At 71.1% G+C, this 25,737-nt stretch carries 21 protein-coding genes and 3 tRNA genes; 12 read left to right on the top strand and 12 right to left on the bottom strand.

The window, feature by feature from the left end:
• Window positions 1-62: 62 nt before the first annotated feature.
• Window positions 63-404 (bottom strand): protoporphyrinogen oxidase, encoded by a 342-nt coding sequence (locus ACOJV7_RS05960; protein WP_420189212.1) that lies wholly within the window; start codon window positions 402-404, stop codon window positions 63-65.
• A gap of 130 nt (window positions 405-534) precedes the next feature.
• On the opposite strand from ACOJV7_RS05960, the gene ACOJV7_RS05955 reads away from it, so the two are divergent.
• Window positions 535-619: transfer RNA gene (locus tag ACOJV7_RS05955), tRNA-Ser, on the top strand.
• A gap of 157 nt (window positions 620-776) precedes the next feature.
• Window positions 777-3,311, top strand: a complete 2,535-nt coding sequence (locus tag ACOJV7_RS05950) for a glycoside hydrolase family 32 protein (protein ID WP_420189211.1) — start codon at window positions 777-779, stop codon at window positions 3,309-3,311.
• A 96-nt stretch (window positions 3,312-3,407) separates the two neighbouring features.
• Here the strand turns inward: ACOJV7_RS05950 and ACOJV7_RS05945 are convergent, their stop codons facing one another.
• On the bottom strand, window positions 3,408-4,433 hold the full coding sequence (locus ACOJV7_RS05945) for a LacI family DNA-binding transcriptional regulator (RefSeq protein ID WP_420189210.1): 1,026 nt from the start codon (window positions 4,431-4,433) through the stop codon (window positions 3,408-3,410).
• Between the two features lie 142 nt (window positions 4,434-4,575).
• Between ACOJV7_RS05945 and ACOJV7_RS05940 the strand changes: the two genes are divergently transcribed.
• The 6 genes from ACOJV7_RS05940 (at window position 4,576) to ACOJV7_RS05915 (ending at window position 10,151) form a co-directional block, all read left to right on the top strand.
• Window positions 4,576-5,667 carry a substrate-binding domain-containing protein gene (locus ACOJV7_RS05940; protein ID WP_420189209.1) on the top strand — a complete coding sequence of 364 codons (1,092 nt, stop codon included), beginning with the start codon at window positions 4,576-4,578 and terminating at the stop codon, window positions 5,665-5,667.
• Between the two features lie 2 nt (window positions 5,668-5,669).
• Window positions 5,670-6,692, top strand: coding sequence for an ABC transporter permease (locus ACOJV7_RS05935; protein ID WP_420189208.1), 1,023 nt, complete (start codon window positions 5,670-5,672; stop codon window positions 6,690-6,692).
• A complete protein-coding gene (locus ACOJV7_RS05930) occupies window positions 6,689-7,528 on the top strand; it encodes an ATP-binding cassette domain-containing protein (protein ID WP_420189207.1) in 840 nt (279 codons plus the stop codon). Before ACOJV7_RS05935 ends, ACOJV7_RS05930 begins: the two co-directional genes overlap by 4 nt.
• A complete protein-coding gene (locus tag ACOJV7_RS05925; RefSeq protein ID WP_420189206.1) occupies window positions 7,525-7,914 on the top strand; it encodes a universal stress protein in 390 nt (129 codons plus the stop codon). The genes ACOJV7_RS05930 and ACOJV7_RS05925 overlap by 4 nt, the downstream gene beginning before the upstream one ends.
• A 311-nt stretch (window positions 7,915-8,225) precedes the next feature.
• Window positions 8,226-8,429: a cold-shock protein gene (locus tag ACOJV7_RS05920; protein ID WP_009776543.1), complete on the top strand. Its 204-nt coding sequence runs from the start codon at window positions 8,226-8,228 to the stop codon at window positions 8,427-8,429.
• Between the two features lie 207 nt (window positions 8,430-8,636).
• Entirely contained in the window at window positions 8,637-10,151 is a 1,515-nt protein-coding gene (locus tag ACOJV7_RS05915; RefSeq protein WP_420189205.1) for an LCP family protein, read from the top strand.
• A gap of 15 nt (window positions 10,152-10,166) precedes the next feature.
• Here ACOJV7_RS05915 and ACOJV7_RS05910 read toward each other — a convergent pair whose 3' ends face one another.
• From ACOJV7_RS05910 to ACOJV7_RS05870, 9 genes are all read right to left on the bottom strand, one after another.
• Window positions 10,167-10,703: a methylated-DNA--[protein]-cysteine S-methyltransferase gene (locus ACOJV7_RS05910; protein ID WP_420189204.1), complete on the bottom strand. Its 537-nt coding sequence runs from the start codon at window positions 10,701-10,703 to the stop codon at window positions 10,167-10,169.
• A gap of 144 nt (window positions 10,704-10,847) precedes the next feature.
• Window positions 10,848-10,937: transfer RNA gene (locus ACOJV7_RS05905), tRNA-Ser, on the bottom strand.
• A gap of 281 nt (window positions 10,938-11,218) precedes the next feature.
• A complete protein-coding gene (locus ACOJV7_RS05900; RefSeq protein WP_420189203.1) occupies window positions 11,219-12,721 on the bottom strand; it encodes a sensor histidine kinase in 1,503 nt (500 codons plus the stop codon).
• On the bottom strand, window positions 12,718-13,452 hold the full coding sequence (locus ACOJV7_RS05895; protein ID WP_420189202.1) for a response regulator transcription factor: 735 nt from the start codon (window positions 13,450-13,452) through the stop codon (window positions 12,718-12,720). Before ACOJV7_RS05895 ends, ACOJV7_RS05900 begins: the two co-directional genes overlap by 4 nt.
• A gap of 87 nt (window positions 13,453-13,539) precedes the next feature.
• Window positions 13,540-14,382, bottom strand: a complete 843-nt coding sequence (locus ACOJV7_RS05890; RefSeq protein ID WP_420189201.1) for a CoA transferase — start codon at window positions 14,380-14,382, stop codon at window positions 13,540-13,542.
• Window positions 14,383-14,384: 2 nt separating this feature from the next.
• Entirely contained in the window at window positions 14,385-16,562 is a 2,178-nt protein-coding gene (locus tag ACOJV7_RS05885) for a 3-hydroxyacyl-CoA dehydrogenase NAD-binding domain-containing protein (protein ID WP_420189200.1), read from the bottom strand.
• A gap of 65 nt (window positions 16,563-16,627) precedes the next feature.
• Entirely contained in the window at window positions 16,628-17,848 is a 1,221-nt protein-coding gene (locus ACOJV7_RS05880; protein ID WP_420189199.1) for an acetyl-CoA C-acetyltransferase, read from the bottom strand.
• Window positions 17,849-17,991: 143 nt separating this feature from the next.
• Complete coding sequence (locus ACOJV7_RS05875) at window positions 17,992-19,215, bottom strand: SGNH/GDSL hydrolase family protein (protein WP_420189198.1); 1,224 nt, start codon at window positions 19,213-19,215, stop codon at window positions 17,992-17,994.
• 210 nt (window positions 19,216-19,425) lie between these two features.
• Complete coding sequence (locus ACOJV7_RS05870) at window positions 19,426-21,258, bottom strand: phosphoenolpyruvate carboxykinase (GTP) (RefSeq protein ID WP_420189197.1); 1,833 nt, start codon at window positions 21,256-21,258, stop codon at window positions 19,426-19,428.
• A gap of 383 nt (window positions 21,259-21,641) precedes the next feature.
• On the opposite strand from ACOJV7_RS05870, the gene ACOJV7_RS05865 reads away from it, so the two are divergent.
• Window positions 21,642-21,714: transfer RNA gene (locus tag ACOJV7_RS05865), tRNA-Arg, on the top strand.
• 243 nt (window positions 21,715-21,957) lie between these two features.
• A complete protein-coding gene (locus ACOJV7_RS05860; RefSeq protein WP_420189196.1) occupies window positions 21,958-22,707 on the top strand; it encodes a GAF and ANTAR domain-containing protein in 750 nt (249 codons plus the stop codon).
• Window positions 22,708-22,773: 66 nt separating this feature from the next.
• Here ACOJV7_RS05860 and ACOJV7_RS05855 read toward each other — a convergent pair whose 3' ends face one another.
• Window positions 22,774-23,217: a PA2169 family four-helix-bundle protein gene (locus ACOJV7_RS05855; RefSeq protein ID WP_420189195.1), complete on the bottom strand. Its 444-nt coding sequence runs from the start codon at window positions 23,215-23,217 to the stop codon at window positions 22,774-22,776.
• A gap of 126 nt (window positions 23,218-23,343) precedes the next feature.
• On the opposite strand from ACOJV7_RS05855, the gene ACOJV7_RS05850 reads away from it, so the two are divergent.
• Together ACOJV7_RS05850 and ACOJV7_RS05845 are read left to right on the top strand one after the other, a co-directional pair.
• A complete protein-coding gene (locus ACOJV7_RS05850) occupies window positions 23,344-24,354 on the top strand; it encodes an aldo/keto reductase family protein (RefSeq protein ID WP_420189194.1) in 1,011 nt (336 codons plus the stop codon).
• A gap of 115 nt (window positions 24,355-24,469) precedes the next feature.
• Window positions 24,470-25,582, top strand: a complete 1,113-nt coding sequence (locus ACOJV7_RS05845; protein ID WP_420189193.1) for an aromatic acid exporter family protein — start codon at window positions 24,470-24,472, stop codon at window positions 25,580-25,582.
• The last annotated feature ends 155 nt before the right edge of the window (window positions 25,583-25,737 follow it).

The raw sequence follows: 25,737 nt of genomic DNA, 5'->3' as shown, positions 1-25,737 counted from the left end.
GAGCCGGTCAGCCCGAGGGAGCCGCGTGCCATCGGGCACACGGGCGGCGGATGAATGTCGGGTCAGCGTCGGGTGGCGCTGCCCCAGGGGTCCTCATCGCGCGCGGCGGACGACGCCACCCACGGGTCGGCCCCGGTCGTGCGGTCACGACCGTCGCCCACCTGCGACGGGACGGTGCGGGAGGCCCTCAGCTTCTCGCTCGTCGCCTTGGCGGCGTCCGCGACGAAGTCGGCGACGACGGGAGCGGCCTTGGTGCGGGCGCTCTCCTTGGCGGCGGCGACCTGCTTCTGGACCGGCTGGCTCTGCCAGACCTTGCCGGAGACGGTCTTGATCTGCTCGTAGCGCTGCTTCCCGGCGCGGGCGCCGAGGACGTAGCCGGCCGCGAGGCCGACGAGGAAACTCATTCTGGGCATCGGTGTCGGTGTCCCTTCCGTTGGCCTCCGACCCTACCTGCCGGGCGCGGTGATGCGGGTTCAGCGTCAGGGGCGCTCCCGGCATACGCTGTCCTCCGGTCGCCGCCGCGGTGGCGACCGTGGCGGGTTCGCATAGTGGCCGAGTGCAGTCGCCTTGAAAGCGACCAGAGGGAGACCTCTCGTGGGTTCAAATCCCACACCCGCCGCCCCTTCGGCACGGAACGGGCGCCTGGTGCGTGCCGCCGTGCCGCCTGCGCGACCCCGGCGTCTCACGATGCGACTGCCCCACGCCCTCCTGTTGACGTACCCCAGGGTCTCCCCTTGGATCGCAGTTGACAACGTTGTCATCACGGGGAGACCTCCATGCCACTGTCCATCCGTCCACGTCCGCACCGCCGTTGCGGCGCCGTCCTGCTCGCCGTCACCGTGCTCGCTGCCCTCGGGGTCGCGCCGGCGACGGCCGACACCCCGCAACACCGCCCCGCCTACCACTTCAGCCCGGCCAAGAACTGGATGAACGACCCCAACGGACTCGTCTTCCACAAGGGCGTCTACCATCTCTTCTTCCAGTACAACCCGCTCGGCGACCGCTGGGGCAACATGTCCTGGGGCCACGCGACGAGCCGCGACCTCGTGCACTGGGAGGAGCAGCCGGTCGCCATCCCGTTCGACGCGAACGAGGGCGTCTTCTCCGGCTCCGTCGTCGTCGACACGACGAACAGCTCCGGCCTCGGCACCGCCGAGAACCCGCCGCTCGTCGCGATGTACACGAGCGCCTACACGCAGGCGAGCGGGCGCGACGGCATCCAGGCACAGTCGCTGGCCTACTCGACCGATGACGGCCGGACGTGGACGAAGTACGCAGGCAACCCCGTCATCGACATCGGCTCGCGCGAGTTCCGCGACCCCAAGGTCTTCTGGTACGCACCGGCCAAGGAGTGGCGGATGGTCGCCGTCATCGCCAACGAGCACAAGGTCCTCATCTGGCGTTCGGCCGACCTCAAGGCGTGGACCCGGCTCTCGGAGTTCGGCCCGCGCAACGCCACGGGCGGCGTGTGGGAGTGCCCGGACCTCTTCCCGCTCGCGGTCGACGGCGACCCGGCCAACGTCAAGTGGGTCATGCTGGTCAGCCTCAACCCCGGCGGCATCGCGGGCGGCTCGGGCACGCAGTACTTCGTCGGCGACTTCGACGGGACGACCTTCACCGCTGACGGCCCGGCGAGCTACGAGCCGCCGTCCGGCACGCTCCTCCAGGGCTTCGAGGAGGGGTATGCCGGGTGGACCGCGACCGGGACCGCCTTCGGCTCCCAGCCCGCGGCCGGGACGCTGCCCGGGCAGCAGACCGTCACGGGCTACGTCGGCGAGCGGCTCGCCAACAGCTTCATCAACTTCGACGCCGCCCAGGGCGAGCTGACCTCGCCGGCGTTCACCATCGACCGGCGCTACCTCAACTTCCTCATGGGTGGCGGGCGCCACCCGGCCGTTCCCGGTTCGACGCAGGGCGACCCGGGTGGCGAGGTCTTCACCGACTTCGAGACCCTCGACCCGGCGACGCACCTGCCGGCCGGCTGGAGCGCCACCGGGGAGTTCGTCGGCTACGGCGCGACGAGCTCCGGCCTGCCCTACCACCAGGGCGACAAGGTCCTCGACACCTGCGTCGTGCCCGACCGCTGCGACCCGGCGACCGGCACGTTCGTGTCGCCGCAGTTCACGGTGACCCGGGACTGGGTCAACCTCCTCATCGCCGGCGGCAACCACCCGCTCGGCACGAGTGGTCCGACCGTCGTCGAGCTCGTGTCGGGTGGCCAGGTCGTCGGTTCGGTCACGGGCAACAGCTCAGGCGACATGGACTGGCGCCACATCGACGCGCGCTCCGTCGTCGGGCAGACCGCTCGGATCGTCGTCCGCGACGAGAACAGCAGCGGCGACTGGGGGCACCTCATGGTCGACGACATCCGGTTCTCCGACACGGCCGCCGGCCCGCGCGACACCCAGACGACGGTCAACCTCGTCGTCGACGGCGAGGTCGTCCGCTCGAGCACCGGCTCGGACAGCGAGGCGCTCGACTGGGCCTCGTGGGACCTCGCCGACCTGCAGGGCCGCTCGGCGCAGATCCGCGTCGTCGACCACAGCTCGGGTGGGTGGGGGCACATCCTCGCCGACCAGTTCATGCTCGCGTCGGCTCCGGCGAAGAACGGGACCGACCGCGCGGACTGGGTCGACTACGGGCGCGACAACTACGCCGGCGTCACCTTCAACGGGCTGCCCGACTCGCAGCGCACGACCATCGGCTGGATGAACAACTGGCAGTACGCCCAAGACGTGCCGACGAGCCCGTGGCGTGGGCAGATGACCATGCCGCGGACCCTCTCGCTGGTGTCGTCCCCCGAGGGTCCTCAGCTGCGCCAGGCGCCGGTCGCCGGGGTCGAGGCGTCGCTGGTCAACCGTGACAAGCAGCAGGCCAAGGTGCGGCCGGTCGCGGCCGGCGAGAGGGCCACGGGGCTCGACGCCACGGTGGCCCGGGTCGAGGTCCGGGTGGCGCTCGGCGCGGCGAGCGAGGCGGGCGTCGTGCTGCGGCGCAGCGCCGACGGCTCGGTCGGCACCCGGGTCGGCGTGCGCCGGGACGGCACGCTCGTCGTCGACCGGACGTCGAGCGGGGACGTCGGGTTCAACGCGCTCTTCGCCAGCATCGAGGAGGCGCCGGTGACGGTGACCGGCGGCGAGGTGACGTTCACGGCATACCTCGACCGGAGCTCGGTCGAGGTGCTCGCCGAGGGCGGACGCCGGTCGATCACCGACCTCATCTACCCGCCGGCCTCGGCGACGGGTGTCGCGGCCTACTCCGTCGGCGGCACGGCCAAGGCCGTCGACGTCAAGGTGACACCCCTGCGCCCCTGACCCGCCACCCTCACTGCCGACTGATTGCGCAGGAGCGACGCGAAAGTGCCCGAAAACCTGGGGTTGCTGTCGCTCCTGCGCAATCAGTCGGAGCAGTCAGTCGGAGGGCGGGATCTCGCCGGAGCCGCGGACGACGAGCGTCGGCTCGACGACGATCCGCTGCGGTGGCCGCTCGTCACCGTCGAGCCGGGCGACGAGCAGGTCGGCGGTGAGGCGCCCGATCCGCACGACGTCCTGGCGGATGACCGTGAGCGGTGGCGTGAGCAGGTCGGCGAGCGGGAAGTCGTCGAAGCCTACGATCGCCACCGACTCGCTGAGCCCGCGACGGCGCAGGGCGCGCACCGCACCCTGCGCGAGGTCGTTGCGACCCGCGAAGATCGCCGTCGGCGGGCGGTCGAGGTCGATGAGGCGCGACACCGCCGCCTCACCCGCGGCCGGGCCTCGCAGCCCCGTGACCGTGAGGCGCTCGTCGGGGTGCACCCCGCGCGCGCGGTGGGCGTCGACGAAGCCTTGGAGGCGCTGCTGGGCGGTCGGGATGTCGGGCAGGTCGGTGAGGCAGGCGATGCGCCGATGCCCCTGTGCGAGAAGGTGTTCGGTGCCCATGAGGGCACCCTCGACGTTCTCGACGGTCACCGAGTCCGCGGCGATGCCTCGCGGCTCACGGTCGACGAAGACGACGGGCATGCCAGCCCGCACCTCCGAGGAGAGGTAGTCCTGCCGGTCCGTCGAGGGCATGAGGACGAGGCCGTCGACGCGACGCGTGACGAGGTCGTGGACGAGCGTGCGCTCGCGCTCGGGCTCCTCGTCGAGGCTGGCCGAGAGGATCGCCGTGCCGCGCGCGCGAGCCGCGTCCTCGAGCGATCGGAGGAGGGCGGCGGAGAAGCTGTTGCCGACGTCCTGGAGCAGGGCGCCGATAAGCCCGCTGCGGCCGCCGCCGCGACGGAGGTTGCTCGCAGCGAGGTGGTGGCGGTAGTCGAGTCGCCCGACCGCGTCCTGGACGCGCATGCGGACCTGCTGGGCGACCCCCGGCTCGTCGTTGACGACCCGCGACACCGTCTTGATGCTCACGCCCGCGAGGGCCGCGACGTCGCGCATCGTCGCGCGCCCGACCCGCTCAGTCATGGGTCGGCCGCCCGCCCCGTCGGTAGGACAACGATGTCACCGTCACGTCACGAGTTGTACGCCATCCCTTGACCTGAGCGCAAGCAGGCCCTATAAATGGCTTTGACAACGTTGTCATCGGACACTCAAAGGAGAGACATCCATGCGCACCACCACCCGCGCCTCACGCGCCCTCGTCCTCGCCGTGGCGGCCTCGACGGCCCTCGGGCTCTCGGCCTGCAACCGGTCCAGCGACTCCGACAGCGGCACTGGCGGTGAGGCGTCCGTTGGTGTCGCCCTCATCACCAAGGACTCGACGAACCCCTTCTTCGTCGCCATGCAGAACGGCGGCAAGGCGGACGCGGCCAAGAACAACGTCAAGCTCACCATCGCCTCCGGCAAGCAGGAGGGTGACGACCAGGGCCAGATCACGGCGATCGAGGACGCCATCGCCCGTGGCGACAAGGGCATCCTCATCACCCCGATGAGCACCGGCGTCAACGCCGCCATCAAGAAGGCCCGCGACGCCGGGCTCTTCGTCATCGCCCTCGACACCCCGCCCGACCCGGCCGACACCGTCGACATCACCTTCGCCACCGACAACCGCCAGGCCGGCAAGCTCATCGGCCAGTGGGCCGCGGGCCAGGTCGCAGGCAAGCCGGCGACGATCGCCCTCATCGACCTCTTCAGCGACAAGATCGTCTCGGTCGACTACAACCGCGACCAGGGCTTCCTCGAGGGGATGGGCATCGACGTCAAGGACGGCAAGAAGAACGGCGACGAGGCCCCGACGGGCAAGTACACCGCGGCCGGTGGCGGCGACTACACCATCGTCTGCAACGAGGCCGGCAACGGCGAGGAGGCCGGTGGCCGCTCGGCCATGGAGAAGTGCCTCGCGAAGAACCCCAACATCAACGTCGTCTACACGATCAACGAGCCGACGGCGGTCGGCGCCAACGCTGCCCTCAAGGCGGCAGGCAAGACGGCGACGATCGTCTCGGTCGACGGTGGCTGCGCCGGCGTCGCGTCGGTGAAGTCCGGCGTCATCGGTGCGACCGCCCAGCAGTACCCCCTCAAGATGGCCACCCTCGGAATGGAGGCCATCGCCAAGATCGCCCGCGGTGGCGAGAAGCCCAAGACCACAGAGGGCCTGGACTTCTTCGACACCGGTGTCGCACTCGTCACCGACAAGCCGGTCGACGGGGTCGAGAGCATCACCTCGGACGAAGGCTCGAAGATCTGCTGGGGCAACTGACCATGAGTGCCGACGTCTCGTCTGCTGCCGCCGAGTTCGCTCGGCGGCAGCAGTCCCCGGTGCAGAGGCTGCAGCACCAGCTCCACGGCAAGCCGTGGCTGAGCCCGCTCTTCCTCCTGCTCGTCGCCTTCCTCGTCTTCTTCATCGCGACCCCGACCTTCCTCACGGCGAACTCGATGGGGATCCTGCTGCAGCAGACCGCTGTCGTCGCGGCCCTCGCCGTGGGTCAGACGCTCGTCATCCTCACCGCCGGCATCGACCTCTCGGTCGGCGCGATCATGGTGCTGTCGATGATGGTCATGGCCACGCTGGCCCGGGACGACGGGATGCCGGGCGTTCTCGCGCTGCTCATCGGGGTCGCCCTCGCGACCGGTGCCGGCCTGCTCAACGGGATGCTCGTCACACGGATCAACCTGCCGCCGTTCATCGTCACGCTCGGCACGCTGAGCATCTTCACGGCCATCGCCCTGCTCTACTCCGGCGGCTCGAGCATCCAGGCCGACCGGCTCCCCGACACCCTCAACTTCCTCGGTGAAGGCTTCGGCATCGGGCAGTTCCGGCTGACGTGGGGCATCGTCGTCGTCATCCTGCTGTACGCCGTCATCGGCTTCGTCCTGTCCCAGACGGCGTGGGGTCGATACGTGTACGCCGTGGGCGACGACGCCGAGTCGGCCCGCCTCTCGGGTGTGCCGAGCAAGCGCATCCTGCTCGGCGTCTACACGGTGGCGGGTCTCATCTACGGCATCGCGGCCTGGATCCTCATCGGCCGGGCCGGTGCGGCAACCCCGAACGCCGCTCCGGACGCCAACCTCGCGAGCATCACCGCCGTGGTCATCGGCGGCACGAGCCTCTTCGGCGGGCGCGGTCGGCTCGTGGGCACTCTCATCGGTGCCCTCATCGTCCAGACCTTCGCGTTCGGGCTCTCCCAGATGGGTGTCGACCAGCAGTGGCGCGTCCTCGCCACCGGCGTCCTCGTCATCGTCGCCGTCGCCATCGACCAGTGGATCAGGAAGGTGAAGGCATGAGCACCACGAGTGAGCTCGAGGTCGCCCACGGCGGCGTCCCAGCCGGCAAGGAGCACATCTACGACCAGCAGCCGGTGCTCTCGGCCCGCAAGGTCGTCATCACGTTCGGCCGCGTCGTCGGCCTGGACGGCGTGGACCTGGACCTGTACCCCGGTGAGGTGCTCGCGGTCATCGGCGACAACGGTGCCGGCAAGTCCACCCTCATCAAGTGCCTCACCGGGGCCTACGTCCCCGACTCCGGTGAGATCAAGCTCAACGGTGAGCCGGTCTCCTTCCGCAAGCCCCAGGACGCGCGCGACGCCGGGATCGAGACGGTCTACCAGCAGCTGGCGGTCATCCCGGCGCTCGACATCGCGAGCAACCTCTATCTCGGCCGCGAGGACCGCCGCAAGGGTCCACTGGGCTCGGTGCTGCGGATGCTCGACAAGAAGGGCATGGAGCGGCGCGCCGGCGAGTCGGTGCAGCACCTCGGCATCCAGACGATCCAGAACATGGGTCAGGCGGTCGAGACGCTCTCCGGTGGTCAGCGCCAGGCCGTGGCCGTGGCCCGCGCCGCGGCGTTCGGCAGCAAGGTCGTCGTCCTCGACGAGCCGACCGCCGCCCTCGGCGTCAAGGAGTCGGGGATGGTCCTCGACATGGTCAAGCAGCTGCGCGAGAAGGGCCTGTCGGTCATCCTCATCTCGCACAACATGCCGCACGTGTGGGAGGTCGCCGACCGCATCCACATCCAGCGGCTCGGTGGTCGCGCCGGGGTCATCACCCCCGACACCCACGACATGGGTGAGGGTGTGGCGATCATGACCGGCGCGACGAAGCTCAGTCAGGACGCGCCGTGACCATCGTCGTCGGTTACATCCCGAGCCCCCAGGGGCTGGCGGCCGTCGACGCGGCGATCGAGGAGGCGCAGCGACGCAGCGACCGGCTCGTCGTCGTCAACTCCGGTGTCCTGGGCGACTACTCCGGACCCAGCTTCGCCGACCCCAAGGATCTCGACGCCCTCGACGCCCAGCTCAGCGAGAAGGGCATCGACCACGAGGTCCGTCAGTCGACCCGGGGCCTCGCCCCGGCCGAGGAGATCCTGTCGGTCGCCGCGGAGGTGAGCGCCGACCTCATCGTCATCGGCGTCCGCAAGCGCTCACCGCTCGGCAAGGTCGTCACCGGGAGCACGGCCCAGCAGGTGCTGCTCGACGCGACCTGCGCGGTGCTCGCCGTCAAGGCCTGACAACCCCTTCGAGAGGTATGCCGGGAAGGCCACTTCCCGGCATACCTCTCGTGCGTCTCTCGCTGCGTGAACATTTGGCGACTCGGTCCCGCTGAGCAGGCGCGTGCTCGAGGTTTGCTGGTAGGTTCGGAAGCGGTTGCACAACAGCAGTTCCTCGCAGGTCGCAGTACGCGCCCGTCTCGCTTCCACAGAAGGCGGGCGTTGATGTGTCTGAGCCGGTTCCCGGCTCTGGGGTTTGGCCGGACGTGCAGCCGGCGGGCGCCGCGATTCTGCTGCGTCCGAGTGCTACACACAGGAAAGAGTTACCCCACATGGCACAGGGCACCGTGAAGTGGTTCAACGCTGAGAAGGGCTTTGGTTTCATCGCCCAGGACGGCGGCGGACCCGACGTGTTCGTTCACTACTCCGCCATCGACACCCAGGGCTACCGCAGCCTCGACGAGAACCAGCAGGTCGAGTTCGAGGTCACCCAGGGTCCGAAGGGTCCGCAGGCCGAGCAGGTCCGCCCCCTCTGATCGAGGACTCCTCACAGTCTTTGAGCGAGGCCCTCACCGCACTGCGGTGAGGGCCTCGTCACGTTCCACCCCGTCTTCACGCACGGCTGCGCCCGGATGGGCGGGACATGTCAGGCGCCTCTCAGACTTCGCCCCTACACTCGGTGGGCGCCGCGTCCGGAGGGGGAGCCGGGGGCGCCTTCTGTCTGGACCGACGACGAGGAATGCATGGACGTGGACGAGCGCGACGAACGAGGTGACAAGGGACGGCACGGGCCGGGCTCCGGCACCCGTGCCGCGCTGCGCGGGCACCGCAAGGACCGGGCCCGCCGCCGTCGTCGTCGCTGGCTCTCCGTCGTCGGCGTCGTCGCGGCGCTGCTCGTCGTCGGCATCGTCGGCACCTACGCCAAGCTCAACGGCAACATCGACCGGCTCGACGTCTCGAAGATGGTCGGCGAGGACCGCCCCACCCCCTCGGGCGACGTGTCGAGCGGACCGCTCAACATCCTGCTCATCGGCTCAGACGTGCGTCAGGGCGAGGGCAACGAGGACTACGGGAGCGGCGACTGGGAGCCCGGCCAGCACTCCGACACCAACATCCTCATGCACATCTCGGGTGACCGGAAGTCCGTGACGATGGTGTCGATCCCCCGCGACTCGATGGTCCCGTCGCCGGTCGACTGCGACGGCGAGGCGCCCGAGGACCAGTGGCGCGTCCACCAGTGGAACCAGAACTTCAACAAGGGCGGGCCGGGCTGCGTCATTCGCACGCTCGAGGGCAACACCGACGTCTTCGTCAACCACTTCGCAGTCGTCGACTTCTCCGGGTTCAAGGACATGGTCGACGCGCTCGGCGGCGTGCCGGCGTGCACCCCCTTCGACATCGACGACCCCAAGGCGAACTTCACCCTCAAGGCGGGCCGCCACACCCTCGACGGTGAGCAGGCCCTCGGCTACGTCCGCACCCGCAAGAGCGTCGGCGACGGCTCGGACATCCAGCGGATCAAGCGCCAGCAGGTGTTCCTCTCCTCGGTCGCGCAGAAGGCCACCGACACCAAGCTGCTGCTGCGCCCCGACCGGCTCCTGCGCTTCCTCAGCGCGGCGACGAGCTCGCTGCAGATGGACCCCGACTTCGGTCTCGGGCCGATGAAGGACATCGCCGAGAGCGTCAAGGGCATCGGCGTCGACAAGATCCAGTTCATCACCGTGCCCACCGAGACCTATCCCAAGGACCTCAACCGGGTCCAGTGGGCGCCCGAGGCCGACGAGCTGTGGGAGGCGATCCGCTCCGACCGCGAGCTCGGCGCTCCGAACCCGACGCCGAGCCCGACGTCGACCGAGCCGCTCACCGTCACGCCCGACGACATCTCGGTCGAGGTCGTCAACTCCTCGGGCGTCGTGGGCCTGGCCAAGCAGGCCGTCGGCGCGCTGCGCGTGCAGGGCTTCGCCGACGTCACGTCGAGCAACGGCGCCGCCGTCGCCAAGGGCACGACGGTCGAGTGGTCCGGTGACAACGAGGAGGCGGCACGCACCGTCGCCGCCGCCTTCCCGGGCGCCACCGTGGCGACGTCGCAGAGCGACCTCGGCGAGAAGGTGCGCGTCACCCTCGGTGTGGGTGCCCCGGACGTCGTCGAGGTCCCGAACCGCTTGGGCGACGAGCCGCTGCCGACGCCGACGGTGAAGTCCACCCCGTCGTCGAGCATGCTCGAGGCGCGCAAGGCGAGCGACGACATCTGCTCCTGACCGCTGTGGCCCGGCTCAGAAGAGTCGCGACGCGGCAGCCTCCGCGGGCTCCTCGATCTCGAGCAGGCGGGCCTTGCGCTCCAGCCCGCCGGCATAGCCGGTGAGCGAGCCGTCGGCGCCGACGACCCGGTGGCACGGGATGAGGACGCTCACCGGGTTGCGCCCAACGGCCTGCCCGACGCGCTGGGCCAGACCGGGGTTGCCGAGCTCGCGTGCGATGGCGCCGTAGGTCGTCGTCTCGCCGTAGGGGATGCCCATGAGCAGGTCCCAGACGCGCTCCGAGAAGGCGTCGCCGTGGGTCACCGTGGGCACCGAGAAGGACGTCCGCTCCCCGCGGACGTACTCCGCGAGCTGGGTACGCGTGGACTCGAAGACGGGGTCGCCGGTGGACGGGGCCTCGGGACCGATCGCGTCGGCCGCCGGCGGGTGCCAGTGCCGCGGGAAGTAGAGGCCCGCGAGGGCATCACCTTCGGCGACGGCGAGCAGGTCGCCGAGCTCGGTCGCCAGCGTCGTGTGGCGCCGGGTCGCGGTCGGCGGGGGCGAGGTCGTCATCATGCCCATTGAACGCCACGGCGCCGACACCTGTGAGCCCCCGGACAAAGCCGCCCCGCTGCCTCGCCCCGGCCTGCGGGACCGCTCCGCCGACGGACCTGAAAAAGCCCCGGGTCGCGGGCGACCCGGGGCAGTTCCAGTGTGCGGAGGCGGAGGGATTTGAACCCTCGATGGGCGGTGAGCCCAAACCGCATTAGCAGTGCGGCGCCATAGACCGGACTAGGCGACGCCTCCTCAGCCGGAACAGGGTAACCGCCGAGCCGCGCACCGGGCAAAGCGACCCCCTCGCCGGCCTCGGTCGGCGAGGCCCCAGGCAGGCGCACGGCACCTCGCACATGGCGTTTTCGGATGGCGAGGAGGGCCGGGTGAGCCGCGGTTGACGCTCAGCCGGATGTTGCACCTGGGTCAGTGTCCGCATACGCGCGGATCGGGTGGAGGATCACCGGGACCATGACCCCGGTGATGCTCCATATGGATGGTGTCCGGGACGTGGCCTACCAGCCCGGGATCAGACGTCAGTCGGGCGAGGCGGGGAGCTCGACGGTGAAGGTCGTCGAGCCGGGGCGGCTGTCGAGGCCGACGCGGCCTCCGTGTGACTTCGAGACGGCGTCGACGATCGAGAGCCCGAGACCGGTGGAGCCGCCGGCACGGTTGCGCGCCTCGTCGCCGCGTGAGAACCGCTCGAAGACGCTGTGCTGCAACGCCGCCGGGACTCCGGGACCGTCGTCGCGCACCGCCAGCCGGACGTGGTCGCCGTCGCGGCGGAGCGAGGTGACGACCCGGGTGCCGGGTGGGGTGTGGGTGCGGGCGTTGGCGAGCAGGTTGGCGACGACCTGGTGCAGGCGGGCGCGGTCGCCGGGCACCTCGACCGGCTCGTCGGGCAGGTCGAGCTCCCAGACGTGGTCGGGTGCGGCGGCGTGGGCGTCCGAGACGGCGTCCATGGCGAGCAGCGAGAGGTCGACCGGCTCGCTCTCGAGGGGGCGGCCGGCGTCGAGCCGGGCCAGCAGCAGCAGGTCCTCGACGAGGCCCTGCATCCGCAGCGACTCCGACTCGACCCGGGTGAGGGCGTGCGTCACCGACGCAGGCACGGGCTCGCGCTCGCGGCGGGACAGCTCGGCATAGCCGCGGATCGAGGCGAGAGGGGTGCGCAGCTCGTGCGAGGCGTCGGCGACGAACTGGCGCACCTGCGTCTCGGACTCGTGCCGGGCCTTGAGGGCGCCCTCGACGTTGTCGAGCATGTTGTTGAGCGCCAGCCCCACCTGGCCGACCTCGGTCCGCGGGTCGGTGTCGGCGGCGGGGACGCGCTGGGCGAGGGCAACGGCGCCGGAGTCGAGCTCGAGCCGGCTCACCTGGGTCGCCGTGTGCGCGACCCTCTGGAGGGGAGCGAGGTTGCGTCGGATGAGCCACTGCCCTCCGAGGGCGACCAGCGCGAGGCCGGCGATGGTCGTGCCGATGACGAGTCCGAGGATGGCGTCGACGATCTTGTCGATGCCGGCCATCGGCAGCCCCGAGACCACGGTGGCGCCGCCCTGGCGGGCCGCGGCGACGCGGTAGTCGCCCAAGCCCTCGATCTCGACGGTGCGTGGGGTCGGGCCGAGCCCGGCACGGCTGAGCGCCACGAGCTGCTGGGCCGTCAGCTCGCCGACCGTCCGCCCGCTCTCGAGCCGGTTGACGACGATCTCGCCGTCGCGGCGCACGACGAGCAGCGACTCGCCACCTCCACCGGGGATCGGGCCGCCGTTGCCGCCGCCCGGGCCGCGAGGTCCGCCGGCGCGGACGAGGCTCGACGTGACGTCCTGGTCGATCTGGTTGAGCAGGTGGTTCTCGAGCGCGACGACGGTGAAGGTCGACGTCGCCACGGTGATGACGAGGAAGAGCCCGACGACGGCGGCGACGAGCTTCGTCGTCAGCGACCACCCGGAGGCGTCGAACCATGACCGGGTCCGCGGCGCCGAGGGGGACGTCGGCGCCGTCCCGGACGTCGCGGCCGGAGCCGGGGTCGTCCCGGACGTGCTCACGGTGCCGGCTTGAGGACGTAGCCCACGCCGCGCATCGTGTGGATCATCGGGTCGCGACCGGCGTCGATCTTCTTGCGCAGGTAGGAGATGTAGAGCTCGACGACGTTGGCCTGGCCGCCGAAGTCGTAGTTCCAGACCCGGTCGAGGATCTGGGCCTTGGAGAGCACACGCTTGGGGTTGCGCATGAGGTAGCGCAACAGCTCGAACTCGGTTGCAGTCAGAGCGATCTCGACACCGCCGCGGGTCACCTCGTGGCTGTCCTCGTCCATCGTGAGGTCGCCGACGACGAGCAGCGACGAGGAGTCCTCGGCGACGACGGTCGTGCGCCGCATGAGGGCGCGCAGCCGCGCGACGACCTCCTCGAGGCTGAACGGCTTGGTGACGTAGTCGTCGCCACCGGCGGTGAGCCCGGCGACGCGGTCCTCGACCGCGTCCTTCGCGGTGAGGAAGAGCACGGGCACGGCGTCGTTGTCGGCGCGCATCCGGCGCAGCACCTCGAGCCCGTCGAAGTCGGGGAGCATCATGTCGAGCACGACCGCGTCGGGCTGGAATTCGCGCGCGGCCTTGACCGCCTTGAGCCCGGTCCCGGCGGCGCGGACCTCCCACCCCTCGTAGCGCAGGGCCATCGACAGCAGCTCGGTGAGGTTGGACTCGTCGTCGACGACGAGGACGCGGACGGGGCTGCCGTCGGGTCGCTGCAGCCTGGCGGCGGAGGTCGGACTCGTGCTCATGCTTCCCAGTAGACCGGCGCGGGCTCGGTCCAGTCCATGAGTCCCCTGTGCGAAGCCTGTGAGTCGTTCCTCAGGGCTGGGGCGAGCTCAGCGCACCCCGACGAGCGGGACGTCGTGCTCGTCGGCCCACGCCTGCCACTCGGACGCCGACCGCGTCGCGAAGACGCCGGCCAGCCGTTCGCGCGTGAGCGCATCCGGCGCGAGGTCGAGCGCGCCGGCAAGTCGGGCGACGAAGTGCGGCTCGAGCGCGGCGAGCGCGACGTGTCCCTGCGCCGCGGCATACACGTCGTAGACCGGCAGTGCGCCGCCGATGGGCCCGTCAGGCGAGGTGAGCCCGTGGACGAGGGGTCGCGCGAGCGCGTCGGCGACGTCGGAGAGCGCGACCTCGCGACGGGATCCGCGGTCGGTGCGGGCCCGTTCGACGAGTGCCGCGCACACCTCGGCGACGACCCGCTCGGCGCCGGCGAGGTCCACGAAGGTCGTGGACGGCATACGTCCGTCCCGCAGGAGTCCGGCGCCGGCCTGGTAGGTGAGGTCGTGACCGGGGACCTCGGCTGCCGCTCCCGGCTGGCCGACGACGTCGACCTGGCAGAGCAGCGTATGCCGTCCGCCCACCGTCGCGTGGTCGAGCCCGAGCCGCGCGAGCGCCGACGGGCGAGAGCTCGTGACGAGGACGTCGGCCTCGCCGAGCAGGTCGTCGAGGCGTGCCCGGCCCTCGCCGGCCTTGAGGTCGAGGTGTTCGACGTCCTGGCCGGCGTGGAGCTCGGCGAAGTAGGCCGGGGCGTAGGCCTCGACCGGGTCGCCCGACGGCGGCAGGACGGTCGTCACGCTCGCGCCGAGCGCGGCCAGCCGCGCGACGGCGGCCGGCCCCGGCAGGTTGATCGCGACCGAGACGACGCGCACACCGTCGAGCGGCCCGGCCGTGGTCATGGTCAGGCCGCGCTGTCCACGAGGGTTCCCGACGCCGCGCGCTCGCGGAGCCACGTGGACGGGCGGAAGCGCTCGCCGTAGGTGTCGGCGAGCTCGTCGGCCCGGGCCACGAAGCCGGCGAGGCCGCCCTCGAAGTTCGTCATGAACGTCGCCGGCCCCCCGGTGTGCGGCGGGAAGCCGATGCCGAAGATGCCGCCGATGTTGGCCGACGGGGTGTCGCGCAGGACGCCCTCCTCGAAGCACGCCGCGGTCTCGAGCGCCATGCGGAAGAGGTAGCGGTCCTGCAGGTCGTGCATCGGGATCTGCGTGGCGCGGGTCCACCGCTCGCGCAGGCCGGGCCAGAGCACCTTGGGCTCGCCCTCGGAGTAGTCGTACATCCCGCTGCCCGCGGCGCGGCCCTTGCGTCCGAGCTCGACCATGGTGTCGATGAGCTCCTCGCCGGCGGACCGCTCGACGGTGCGGCCCTCGGCGGCTGCTGCCTTCTCCGCCTCGGCGCGGATGTGCTGGGTGAGCGTCAGCGACACCTCGTCGAGCATGGCCAGCGGGGGGGCGGGGAAGCCGGCCGTCGTGGCGGCCCGCTCGACGACCATCGGGTCGACACCCTCGGCGACGGCGGTGGCGCTCTCGACGATGAGGGTCCCGAAGACCCGGCTCGTGTAGAACCCGCGGCCGTCGCCGACGACGACCGGGATCTTGCGGATCTGCTGGACGAGGTCGACCGCACGGGCCGTCGCCTCGTCGGAGGTGTGCTCGCCGCGGATGATCTCGACGAGCCTCATCCTGTCGACGGGGCTGAAGAAGTGCAGCCCGATGACGTCGGCCGGGCGGCTGCTGAACGCCTGGAGCCCGGTGATCGGCAGCGTCGACGTGTTGGAGCAGAGGAGGGTGTCGGGTCCGACGACGGCCTCGACCTCGGCGAAGACCTTGGCCTTGAGGTCCTGGTCCTCGAAGACGGCCTCGACGACGACGTCGACCCCGGCGAGGTCGGCGGCGTCGGCGGTGGGCGTGATGCGGGCGAGGACGGCGTCACGCTCCTCCGCGGTCAGCCGACCCTTGGCGACCGTGGCGTCGAGCAGTGCGGCGGTGTGCGCCTTGCCCTTCTCGCCGCCCTCGAGGCTCACGTCCTTGAGGACGACGTCGATGCCGGAGGTGGCGCAGGCGTGGGCGATGCCGGCGCCCATCATGCCGGCGCCCAGGACGCCGACGCGCGAGACGGCGCGCCTCTCGACGCCCGCCGGACGCAGGGCGCCGCTGTTGATCGCCTGGAGGTCGAAGAAGAACGCCTGGATCATCGCCGTCGACTCGCGGCCCGCCGCCAGCCCGGCGAAGTACCGGGACTCGATCCGGCTCGCGGTGTCGACGTCGACCTGCGCTCCCTCGACGGCCGCCGAGAGGATCGCCCGCGGCGACCGGACCGGGCTGCCCTTGAGCTGCTTGCGCAGGGTGGCGGGGAACGCCGGGAGGTTGGCGGCGAACGCCGGGGTGGTCGGGGTGCCACCGGGGATGCGGAAGCCCTTGACGTCCCACGGCTGCGTGGCGGCAGACTCGTCGCCGGCGTGGTCGCGGATCCACTGCTTCGCCGCGGGCACGAGCTCCTCGCGGGTGGGGACGAGCTCGTCGACGACGCCCTTGGCGTGGGCGTCGGCCGGGGTGCGCTGCTGGCCCTGGAGCAGCCAGTCCATGAGCGCCTCGGAGATGCCGAGCATCCGCACGAGCCGGGTCACGCCACCGCCGCCGGGCAGGAGGCCGAGGGTCACCTCGGGCAGCCCCAGCTTGACGCGGTCGTCGTCGACGGCGATCCGGTGGTGGCAGGCGAGCGCGATCTCGAGGCCGCCGCCGAGGGCCGCGCCGTTGATGGCGGCGACGACCGGCCTGCCGAGGCGCTCGATGCGGCGCAGCTGGGCCTTGATCGCCTCGACCTCCTCGAAGGTCTCGCCGACGGTCTCGGGCGTCACCTTCTGCAGGTCGGTGAGGTTGCCTCCGGCGAAGAAGGTCTTCTTGCCGGAGGTGAGGACGACGCCGGTGATCTCGTCGCGCTCGGCCTCGAGCCGGTCGATGGTCTGGCCCATCGCGGCCTTGTATGCCGTGTTCATCGTGTTGGCGCCCGCGTCCGGGTCGTCCATCGTCAGGGTGACGATGCCCTCGTCGTCGCGCTCGTAGCGGATCATGTTCTCGCTCATGGGATCTGGAGTTCCTGTCGGGAGTTCCGGGAGTTCAGCAGTGCAAGGAGGCAGGCGGGGCGCGCTCAGACGCGCTCGACGACGGTGGCGATGCCCATGCCCGCGCCGATGCACAGGGTGGCGATGCCGCGCTCGAGGTCGCGGCGCTCGAGCTCGTCGACGAGGGTGCCGAGCACCATGGCGCCGGTCGCGCCGAGCGGGTGGCCCATGGCGATGGCGCCGCCGTTGACGTTGGTCTGCTCCTCGCTCCAGCCCATGTCGCGCATGAGCTTGAGGGCGACGGCGGCGAAGGCCTCGTTGATCTCGACGAGGTCGATGTCCTTCGCGGTCATGCCGACGCGGTCGAGCGCCTTGCGGCACGCGGGCGCCGGCCCGGTGAGCATGATCGTCGGCTCCGAGCCGACGACGGCGGTGGAGACGATGCGCGCCCGTGGGGTGAGGGCCATCTCGCGGCCGACCTCCTCGGTCCCGATGAGGAGGAGGGCGGCGCCGTCGACGATGCCCGAGGAGTTGCCGGCGTGGTGGACGTGGTCGATGCGGTCGACCGAGGGGTACTTCTCGGTCGCGACGAAGTCGAAGCCGCCCTTGTCACCGATGGCGGCGAACGAGGGGCGCAGCGCCGAGAGCGACTCGACGGTCGTGTCCGGGCGGATCGTCTCGTCGCGGTCGAGGACGGTGAGGCCGTTGGCGTCCTTGACCGGGACGACCGAGCGGGCGAAGTGGCCGGCCTCCCACGCGGCGGCAGCGCGGGCGTGGGACTGTGCGGCGAAGCGGTCGACCTCGGCGCGGTCGTAGCCCTCGAGGGTGGCGATGAGATCGGCGCCGATGCCCTGAGGCACGAAGTCGGTGGCGAGCGCCGTCGCCGGGTCCATCGCCCAGGCGCCGCCGTCGCTGCCCATCGGCACGCGCGACATCGATTCGACGCCGCCGGCGAGGATGAGGTCCTCGAAGCCCGAGCGGACCCGCGACGCGGCCTGGTTGACCGCCTCGAGCCCGGAGCCGCAGAACCGGTTGACCTGGACGCCGGCCACGGGCTCGGGCAGGCCGGCATACATCGCGGCGACGCGGGGGAGGACCGCTCCCTGGTCGCCGACCGGCGACACGATGCCGAGGACGATGTCGTCGATCTGCGCGGTGTCGAGACCGGGGTTGCGCTCGCGGACGGCGTCGACGAGGCCGGTGACGAGGTCGATCGGCTTGACCTCGTGGAGGGCTCCGGACGACTTGCCGCGACCGCGCGGGGTGCGGAGGGCGTCGTAGATGACGGCCTGGGACTGCTCGGGCATGGACCGGCTCCTTCGAGGGGGCGCGAGAGGGTTCGCCCAGCACGATACGCAGCCGAACCGGTGGGTAACCACCGTCCCGGTGCATCCCTCGTCACGTCGCGGTCAGCCCGCCGGCGCATGACGACGTCACCACGAGCACGAGGTCAGCGACGGCACTCCAGGTCGTCGAGGTCGACGGCGGCGGCCATCGCGGCGTAGCCCGCGTCGCCCGGGTGCAGGTGGTCGCCGCTGTCGTAGGCGGGGAGCATCCGCGTCGGGCGCTGCGGGTCGCGGACGGCGGCGTCGAAGTCGACGACGGCGTCGAACTCCCCGGTCGTGCGGATCCACTGGTTGACCTGGGTGCGGATCGACTCGCGCTGCGCCGACCACCGGCTGCCGCCCTCCCACGGGAGGATCGTGCCGCCGACGATGCAGATCCCACGGGCGTGGGCGCGGGCGGCGAGCTGGCGGTAGGCGTTGATGAGGTCGGCCGGCTTCGCCGCGAAGTCCCAGCGCAGGTCGTTGACGCCCTCGAGCACGACGACGGTGCCGACGCCGGGCTGGGCGAGCACGTCGCGGTCGAAGCGGGCGAGCGCGCTCACGCCGGAGCCGTCGGCGAGGACGCGGTTGCCCGAGATGCCCTCGTTCATGACGCCGAGCTGGAGTGGGGCCGGGCGGGCGAGGACGCGGTCGGCGAGGACGTCGGGCCAGCGGCGGTTGGCGCTCGTCGTCGACCTGTCGCCGTCGGTGATCGAGTCCCCGAGGGTGACGACGGTGTCGACCTGGTGCGGCGCCTCGACGACGGCCGACTCGACCCAGGCCCAGCTCGTCGTCGCTGTGGGGAAGGCCTCGGCGCCCTCGTCGGCAGCGTGGTCGCCCGCGGTCGAGACCCAGCTCGTCTGGTGGGCCAGCTTGTGGCCGCTCACGGTGCCGGCCTCGCCGACGACATGGATGCTCACGGCGAGCGTCGACCGCGCGGGCAGGTCGCCCGGCACCGGGTCGCTCAGCACCTCGGCGCCGACGGGGACGGTGACCGACGTGCTGTCACCGAACGTGAGCTGTCGGTTCGTGCCGGGCTCGACCGTGGCCCCCGTGGCCGACCGGCCGACCCACACGGAGTCGAAGGTCACCGGCACCGACCCGAAGGCGTTGGAGAGCGAGATCCGCAGATCGGAGCCGCCGACGCTCGTGTGGACGATGTTGCGCACGGTCTGGTCGGCGAGCGCGAACGCCGTCGTGTCGACCGCGGTCGCCCACGTCCCCACCTGCGTCGTCGGTGGACCGGCGACGGCCGGGGCCGACTGGGGCAGCAGCGCGACGGCGGCGGTCGTCGCGACCGCCGCGGCCCCGGCGACGAGGGTGGTCCGGGTGCTGCGGAGGAAGCTCACAGGAGAAGTACACCCCGATGTATGCCGTCCCGCCACAGGAACGGACCTCGCACACCGAACCCTCGCCGAGCGTTCGTCTGGAGGTCACTGCACGGCATACGAGGGCTTGCGTCCGCAACTGTGGTGGCCAGGGCGTCAGGTTGCCGGACGCAACGCGAGAGGCGCCGCCCCTCGAAGGGAAGCGGCGCCTCTCGGCGGGACAGTGAGTCGTCAGTCCATGCCGAGACGGGCCTTGAGCCCGTCGAGCTCGACCTGGAGCGCGGTGGGGAGGTTGTCGCCGAACTTGGCGAACCACTCCTCGATCTGCGGGATCTCGGCCTTCCACTCCTCGGGGTCGACGGTGAGTGCCTTGGCCAGCTCGTCGGGGTCCATGTCGAGACCGTCGGTGTCGAGCGACTCGGGCGTCGGCACGTGGCCGATCGGGGTCTCGACCGCGGTGGCCTTGCCCTCGATGCGCTCGATGGCCCACTTGAGGACGCGGCTGTTCTCGCCGAAGCCCGGCCACACGAAGTCGCCGTTCTCGTCGCGGCGGAACCAGTTGACGTAGAAGATCTTCGGCAGCTTGGTCGCGTCCGCGTCCTTGCCGATGTTGATCCAGTGCTGGAAGTAGTCGCCGGCGTTGTAGCCGATGAAGGGCAGCATCGCCATCGGGTCGCGGCGGACGACGCCGACCTCACCGGTGGCCGCGGCCGTCGTCTCGGACGAGAGCGTCGCACCCATGAAGGTGCCGTGCGTCCAGTCACGCGACTCGGTGACGAGCGGGACGGTCGTCTTGCGGCGGCCGCCGAAGAAGATCGCCGAGATCGGCACGCCGTTCGGGTCGTCGTACTCGGGCGCGAGGATGTCGCACTGCTTGATCGGGGTGCAGTAGCGCGAGTTGGCGTGGCTCGAGAGGACGCCGCGCTCGCCGTCGGCGGGGGTCCAGTCCTCGCCCTTCCAGCTCGTGGCGTGCTCAGGCGTGTTCTCGAGGCCCTCCCACCAGATGTCGCCGTCGTCGGTGAGGGCGACGTTGGTGAAGACCGAGTTGCCCTTGTTGATCGTCTTCATCGCGTTGGGGTTGGTGTGCTCGTTGGTGCCGGGCGCGACGCCGAAGAAGCCGAACTCGGGGTTGACGGCATACAGGCGTCCGTCCTTGCCGAAGCGCATCCAGGCGATGTCGTCGCCGAGGGTCTCGACCTTCCAGCCCGGGATCGTCGGCTCGAGCATCGCGAGGTTGGTCTTGCCGCAGGCGCTCGGGAAGCCGGCCGCGATGTAGTAGACCTGCTGCTCCGGCGAGGTGAGCTTGAGGATGAGCATGTGCTCGGCCATCCAGCCCTCGTCGCGCGCCATGACCGAGGCGATCCGCAGCGAGTAGCACTTCTTGCCGAGGAGGGCGTTGCCGCCGTAGCCCGAGCCGTAGGACCAGATCATCCGCTCCTCGGGGAACTGGACGATGTACTTCTCGGGGTTGCAGGGCCACGTCACGTCCTGCTGGCCGGGCTCGAGCGGGGCGCCGAGCGAGTGCAGGGCCGGGACGTACTTCGCGTCGTCACCGAGCTCCTCGATGCGCTGCAGGACCTCGGTGCCGCAGCGGGCCATGACGCGCATCGACGCGACGACGTACTCGCTGTCCGTGAGCTCGACGCCGAACATCGGGTTCTCGGACTCGAGGTGGCCCATGACGAACGGGATGACATACATGGTGCGGCCCTTCATGCAGCCGGCGTAGAGCCCGCGCATGAGGTCCTTCATCTCGTTCGGGTCCATCCAGTTGTTCGTCGGCCCGGAGTCCTTCTCGTCGACCGAGCAGATGAAGGTGCGATCCTCGACGCGCGCGACGTCGGTCGGGTCGGACGCGGCATAGAAGCTGTTGGGCTTCTTCTCCTCGTTGAGCCGCACGAAGGTGCCGGCGGCGACGAGCCGGTCGGTGAGGCGGGTCCACTCCTCGTCGGACCCGGTCACCCACACGACCTCGTCGGGGGTGGTCATCGCGGCGACCTCGTCGACCCAGGCCTGGAGGCCTGCGTGCGTGGTGCCCTGAACGGGTGCGGCGGGGGCGGTCATCTGCGTCCGTTGTCCTTCCGGTCCCGGGCGTGTGCCCGGCATGGTGGCCCGGTCGTTGCCGGAGCCACCTCGGAGGGGATCCGACTGACCTGCTGGATGTGCGCCACGGTACTCGCATCGTGAGACGCATCTTGTCCCACAGCGGAGTTCCGTGCCTCGCGCTCGAAGGAGCCCGTTTGTCCACCGTAGGAGGTCGACCGGACAGCCACGGCGGCGGAAAGGTTTCCGCATCTATGAGGTCCCTCACAGCCACGCCTACCTGCGGGTATGCCGTCCGCGCACCTCGACGCGGCGGCCCCTTGGAGCGCGTCGGTGGACGGATTTCTCGGACGGGCGGGTGCTCGCGTATGCTTTCCGATCGTTGCCCCGACAGGGTGCGACATGCGCCCGTAGCTCAACGGATAGAGCATCTGACTACGGATCAGAAGGTTAGGGGTTCGAATCCCTTCGGGCGCACTCTGTGTTGAGACAGAGAAGAAGCCCCGGCAGCGGAAACGCGGCCGGGGCTTCGTTCGTCCCGGCGAGGTGCGCCGAAGGGCCCCTCGCCGCGACCCGCCAGGACTGCGGTCAGCGGCGAGCGGGTGTTCGGCCCGGCCTGTGCCCAACCCTCACCTCGCCCGCGCGACAGGGGGATAGGGTTCGGTGTGCGAAAGATCTCGTCCTTTCCTCGAGGCCGGGCAGTCGCGGAGGAGGCGGACGATGCAGGACCAGCCGAAGGACCGCGAGGAGCCGGGCGATGAGCCCGTGGTCGACCTGACGACGCACCTCGAGCAGATCGCTGCGGCGATGACCGCAGGCGGTCGGCCGATCACGCCCGATGCGGTCGTCGAGACCGCGCTCCTCGCCGTGCCCCATGCCGAGCACGTCGGCATCACCCTGCTGCGCCCGAAGCGGCGACCGCGCTCGGCCGCGTCGACCGACGAGGTGCCGGTCCGGCTCGACGACCTGCAGTTCGACCTCGACGAGGGGCCCTGTCTCGACGCCGCCACCGGACCGCCGGTCATCGTCGCCGGGGACGTGGGCTCGGACGAGCGGTGGCCGCTCTACGGCCCGCGGTGCGTGGAGACGTCGGGCATCCGCTCGATGCTCTGCCTGCGGATGCCGCTCGGCGGCGAGGACCACGCTGGGATGAACTTCTACTCGAGCCGGGTCGACGCCTTCGGGGACGAGGACATCACTGCCGGGTCCCTGCTCATCCCCTTCGCGGCTCTCGTCCAGCAGGCCGACCTGCACCACGGGGACGTCGACAACCTCAGCACCGCCCTCGACAGCAGCCGGATGATCGGCACCGCCATCGGCATCCTCATGACAACGCACCGCGTCCGCGAGGACGAGGCGTTCGCCATGCTGCGGCGCACGAGCATGACCCTCAACCGCAAGCTGCGCGACGTTGCGGCGGACGTGACCTACAGCGGCAACCTGCCCGAGGAGCCGTCCTCGCGAGGCTGAGCTCGCCCGGCATACGGAAGGCCCCGGGAGCGTCGTGCTCCCGGGGCCCTTCCGTATGCCGTCCGCTCAGTCCGCGGTCTGCAGCGCCTTGACCTCGTCGCGCGCGGCGACGACGGAGCGGTGCTGGCGCGAGACGACGTCGCGGAAGCCGGCGCTGAGGTCCTTCTCGAGGGCCTTCTCGTACTCCGACACGGCGTGGTCCTCCCCGGTCACGACAGCGCCGAGGACGCTGCCGGCGTCGTCGCCGGTGAGCGCGTCCTTGAGCGCGATCCAGCCGCGGTGCACGGCCGCGGCGGCGGTCCCGCTCTCGTCGACGTCGTCGCCGTACTGGTGCCCGAGCGCCACGATCTCGCGCCGGAACTCGGCCCGCTGGCCGGCGAAGGTCTCGAGCACGCTGGCCCACTCCGCCCGGTCGCTGTCGCGCAGCTTCTTGGCGGCGTCGGCGTAGCCTCGCTCACCGTCCCGCAGGGTCTCGACCAGCTCCTCGGCAGCCTTCTCGTCGTCCGACATGGTGCTCCTTCCGTTGGGGTCACGCCCGGGGTCGGGCCTCCGGTCGACGCTACGTCAGCAGTCGGGTCGAAAGGGGCGCAGGGATGCGCTGACCTGCGAGGTCACGGACCGGCATACGGTGGGTGGATGGACTACAGGTACCTCGGCAACAGCGGCCTCAAGATCTCGGAGATCACCTACGGCAACTGGCTCACGCACGGGTCGCAGGTGGAGAACGACGCGGCGACGGAGTGCGTGCGCGCGGCGCTCGACGCCGGCATCAGCACCTTCGACACCGCCGACGTCTACGCCAACACCAAGGCGGAGACCGTCCTCGGCGAGGCGCTCAAGGGCGAGCGGCGCGAGGACCTCGAGATCTTCACGAAGGTCTACTGGCCCACCGGCCCCGGCGGCAAGAACGACAGCGGTCTCTCGCGCAAGCACGTCATGGAGTCGATCAACGGGTCCCTCACGCGGCTGCAGACCGACTACGTCGACCTCTACCAGGCGCACCGCTACGACACCGAGACCCCGCTCGAGGAGACGATGCAGGCCTTCGCCGACATCGTCCGGCAGGGCAAGGCGCTCTACATCGGCGTGAGCGAGTGGACCGCCGACCAGATCCGCGAGGGCGTGCGGCTCAGCAAGGAGCTCGGCTTCCAGCTCGTGTCGAGCCAGCCGCAGTACTCGATGCTGTGGCGGGTCATCGAGGACGAGGTCGTGCCGACCAGCGCCGAGCTCGGCGTGAGCCAGATCGTTTGGAGCCCGATCGCGCAGGGCGTGCTCACTGGCAAGTACGAGCCCGGCCAGGCCCCGCCGGCGGGGTCGCGGGCCACCGACGAGAAGGGCGGCGCCGACATGATCAAGCGGTTCATGAACGACGACGTCCTCATCCGCGTGCAGGGGCTGCGCCCGCTCGCCGACGAGGCGGGCCTGACGATGGCCCAGCTCGCCGTCGCCTGGGTGCTCCAGAACGACAACGTCGCCGCGGCCCTCGTCGGGGCCTCACGTCCGGAGCAGGTGCACGAGAACGTCAAGGCCGCCGGCGTGCGGCTCGAGCCCGAGCTCATGACCCGGATCGACGAGGTCCTCGGGGACGTCGTCGAGCGCGACCCGGGCAAGACCGCAGAGAACGCACCGAAGAGCCGCCCGGCCTGACGCGGGGGCGCTCACCGGACGGCCATCGGCCGCGGTCCTCCGACGGCCGGACGGCGACGGGGTGGCACGATCGAGAGTTGTCCGAACACCAGACCCCAGGAGGAGCGCGATGGACGTGCGTCCGAGCAGACCCCGTGCCCGGGCCGCGTTCTCGCTGGCGTGGCACCACCCGGTGACCGCGCTCGCCGCGAAGTCCGCAGCCTCGGCCGGGCTCGCGTTCTGGCTCGGCGGGCTGCTGCCCGGCGACCTCGGCGAGTACCGCTACTACGCAGCGCTCGGCGCCTACTCGGTCATCTATCCGAGCGTCTCCGACTCCGTCGTGCAGGGTGCCCGTGCGGTGGTCGGAGTGCTGCTCGGAGCCCTCCTCGCGATGGGGCTGCAGCTCACGGCGTGGACGAACCCAATCACCGTCGGCCTCGCGGTCGGACTCGGGGTGGTCGTCGGCGCGTGGCGGTGGCTGCGCGACCAGACGACCTGGGTGCCGGTGGTCGCGCTCTTCGTCCTCGCGGTCGGGGGTGCCCGGCCCGAGGGCTACGTCGAGGCCTACGTCGTGCAGATCGTCCTCGGCGCCGTCGTCGGGACGGTCGTCAACTTCGTGGCCTTCGCGCCCCTGCCGCTGCACGAGCTGCAGACGTCGACGACCGCCCTGCGCCGTGAGCTCGCCCGCCAGCTGCGCGCCGTGGCCAACGCCCTCGCCGACGACGGAGGCCGACAGGAGGACAACGTCCTCGCGACGTTGCCCGACGTCGGCCCGGCGCGCGAGCGGGTCCGGCTCGCCATCGCCGAGGCGAGGAGCGCTCGCAGGGCCAACCCCCGAGCACCGCGCACCGCCCACATCCACCGGGCCCTCTTCGACCTCGGCGAGACGCTGCAGCGGTGCAGCACCGCGGTGGAGTCGATGGCCATCGTCGTCCTCGACCCCAGCGCCGCGGAGCTGCCCGACGACCTCCGCCGCCGCACGGCGGACCTCATGACCGCGCTCGCCACGCTCTTCGAGGCGGTCGGCGACGAGGTGCCCGACGAGCGGCACGTCGCGCAGGCGCGCCACGCCGTCGACGGGCTCATCGAAAGCGTCGAGGCCGAGAACGGCGCGGGACGTGAGAGCCGCTACGTCGCAGGTGCCGCCGCCGTCTCCGGGCTGCGGTGTCTCGAGGCGTTCGTCACGGCGCAGCGCCGGTCCGGCGCCGATGCCACGGTCGTCCCGGGCCCGCCGCCGCTCCAGCCCTGAGGCCGATCGGCGCTGCGGGGGCCCTTGACCGGCCCTGACCGGCCCGGACCGGCCCGGACCGGGGCCGCCCGGACCGGGCGGACGGTGGCCGGACGGTGGCCGGCCGAGGTCGGGCAAACCCGTCGGGTCGCAAAGCCGATGCCGGCCTCGCGTCA

Origin of the sequence: Knoellia tibetensis, from assembly GCF_048606415.1 — a bacterium.
GTDB classification, from domain to species: Bacteria; Actinomycetota; Actinomycetes; order Actinomycetales; family Dermatophilaceae; genus Knoellia; species Knoellia tibetensis.
This window is presented reverse-complemented; position numbering and strand designations above follow the sequence as displayed.

Bases quoted from the DNA above. Each gene is read 5' to 3' on its own strand.
- ACOJV7_RS05960 (WP_420189212.1), bottom strand. From the start codon at position 404: ATGAGTTTCCTCGTCGGCCTCGCGGCCGGCTACGTCCTCGGCGCCCGC.
- ACOJV7_RS05950 (WP_420189211.1), top strand. From the start codon at position 777: ATGCCACTGTCCATCCGTCCACGTCCGCACCGCCGTTGCGGCGCCGTC.
- ACOJV7_RS05945 (WP_420189210.1), bottom strand. From the start codon at position 4,433: ATGACTGAGCGGGTCGGGCGCGCGACGATGCGCGACGTCGCGGCCCTC.
- ACOJV7_RS05940 (WP_420189209.1), top strand. From the start codon at position 4,576: ATGCGCACCACCACCCGCGCCTCACGCGCCCTCGTCCTCGCCGTGGCG.
- ACOJV7_RS05935 (WP_420189208.1), top strand. From the start codon at position 5,670: ATGAGTGCCGACGTCTCGTCTGCTGCCGCCGAGTTCGCTCGGCGGCAG.
- ACOJV7_RS05930 (WP_420189207.1), top strand. From the start codon at position 6,689: ATGAGCACCACGAGTGAGCTCGAGGTCGCCCACGGCGGCGTCCCAGCC.
- ACOJV7_RS05920 (WP_009776543.1), top strand. From the start codon at position 8,226: ATGGCACAGGGCACCGTGAAGTGGTTCAACGCTGAGAAGGGCTTTGGT.
- ACOJV7_RS05915 (WP_420189205.1), top strand. From the start codon at position 8,637: ATGGACGTGGACGAGCGCGACGAACGAGGTGACAAGGGACGGCACGGG.
- ACOJV7_RS05910 (WP_420189204.1), bottom strand. From the start codon at position 10,703: ATGACGACCTCGCCCCCGCCGACCGCGACCCGGCGCCACACGACGCTG.
- ACOJV7_RS05895 (WP_420189202.1), bottom strand. From the start codon at position 13,452: ATGAGCACGAGTCCGACCTCCGCCGCCAGGCTGCAGCGACCCGACGGC.
- ACOJV7_RS05890 (WP_420189201.1), bottom strand. From the start codon at position 14,382: ATGACCACGGCCGGGCCGCTCGACGGTGTGCGCGTCGTCTCGGTCGCG.
- ACOJV7_RS05885 (WP_420189200.1), bottom strand. From the start codon at position 16,562: ATGAGCGAGAACATGATCCGCTACGAGCGCGACGACGAGGGCATCGTC.
- ACOJV7_RS05880 (WP_420189199.1), bottom strand. From the start codon at position 17,848: ATGCCCGAGCAGTCCCAGGCCGTCATCTACGACGCCCTCCGCACCCCG.
- ACOJV7_RS05870 (WP_420189197.1), bottom strand. From the start codon at position 21,258: ATGACCGCCCCCGCCGCACCCGTTCAGGGCACCACGCACGCAGGCCTC.
- ACOJV7_RS05860 (WP_420189196.1), top strand. From the start codon at position 21,958: ATGCAGGACCAGCCGAAGGACCGCGAGGAGCCGGGCGATGAGCCCGTG.
- ACOJV7_RS05855 (WP_420189195.1), bottom strand. From the start codon at position 23,217: ATGTCGGACGACGAGAAGGCTGCCGAGGAGCTGGTCGAGACCCTGCGG.
- ACOJV7_RS05850 (WP_420189194.1), top strand. From the start codon at position 23,344: ATGGACTACAGGTACCTCGGCAACAGCGGCCTCAAGATCTCGGAGATC.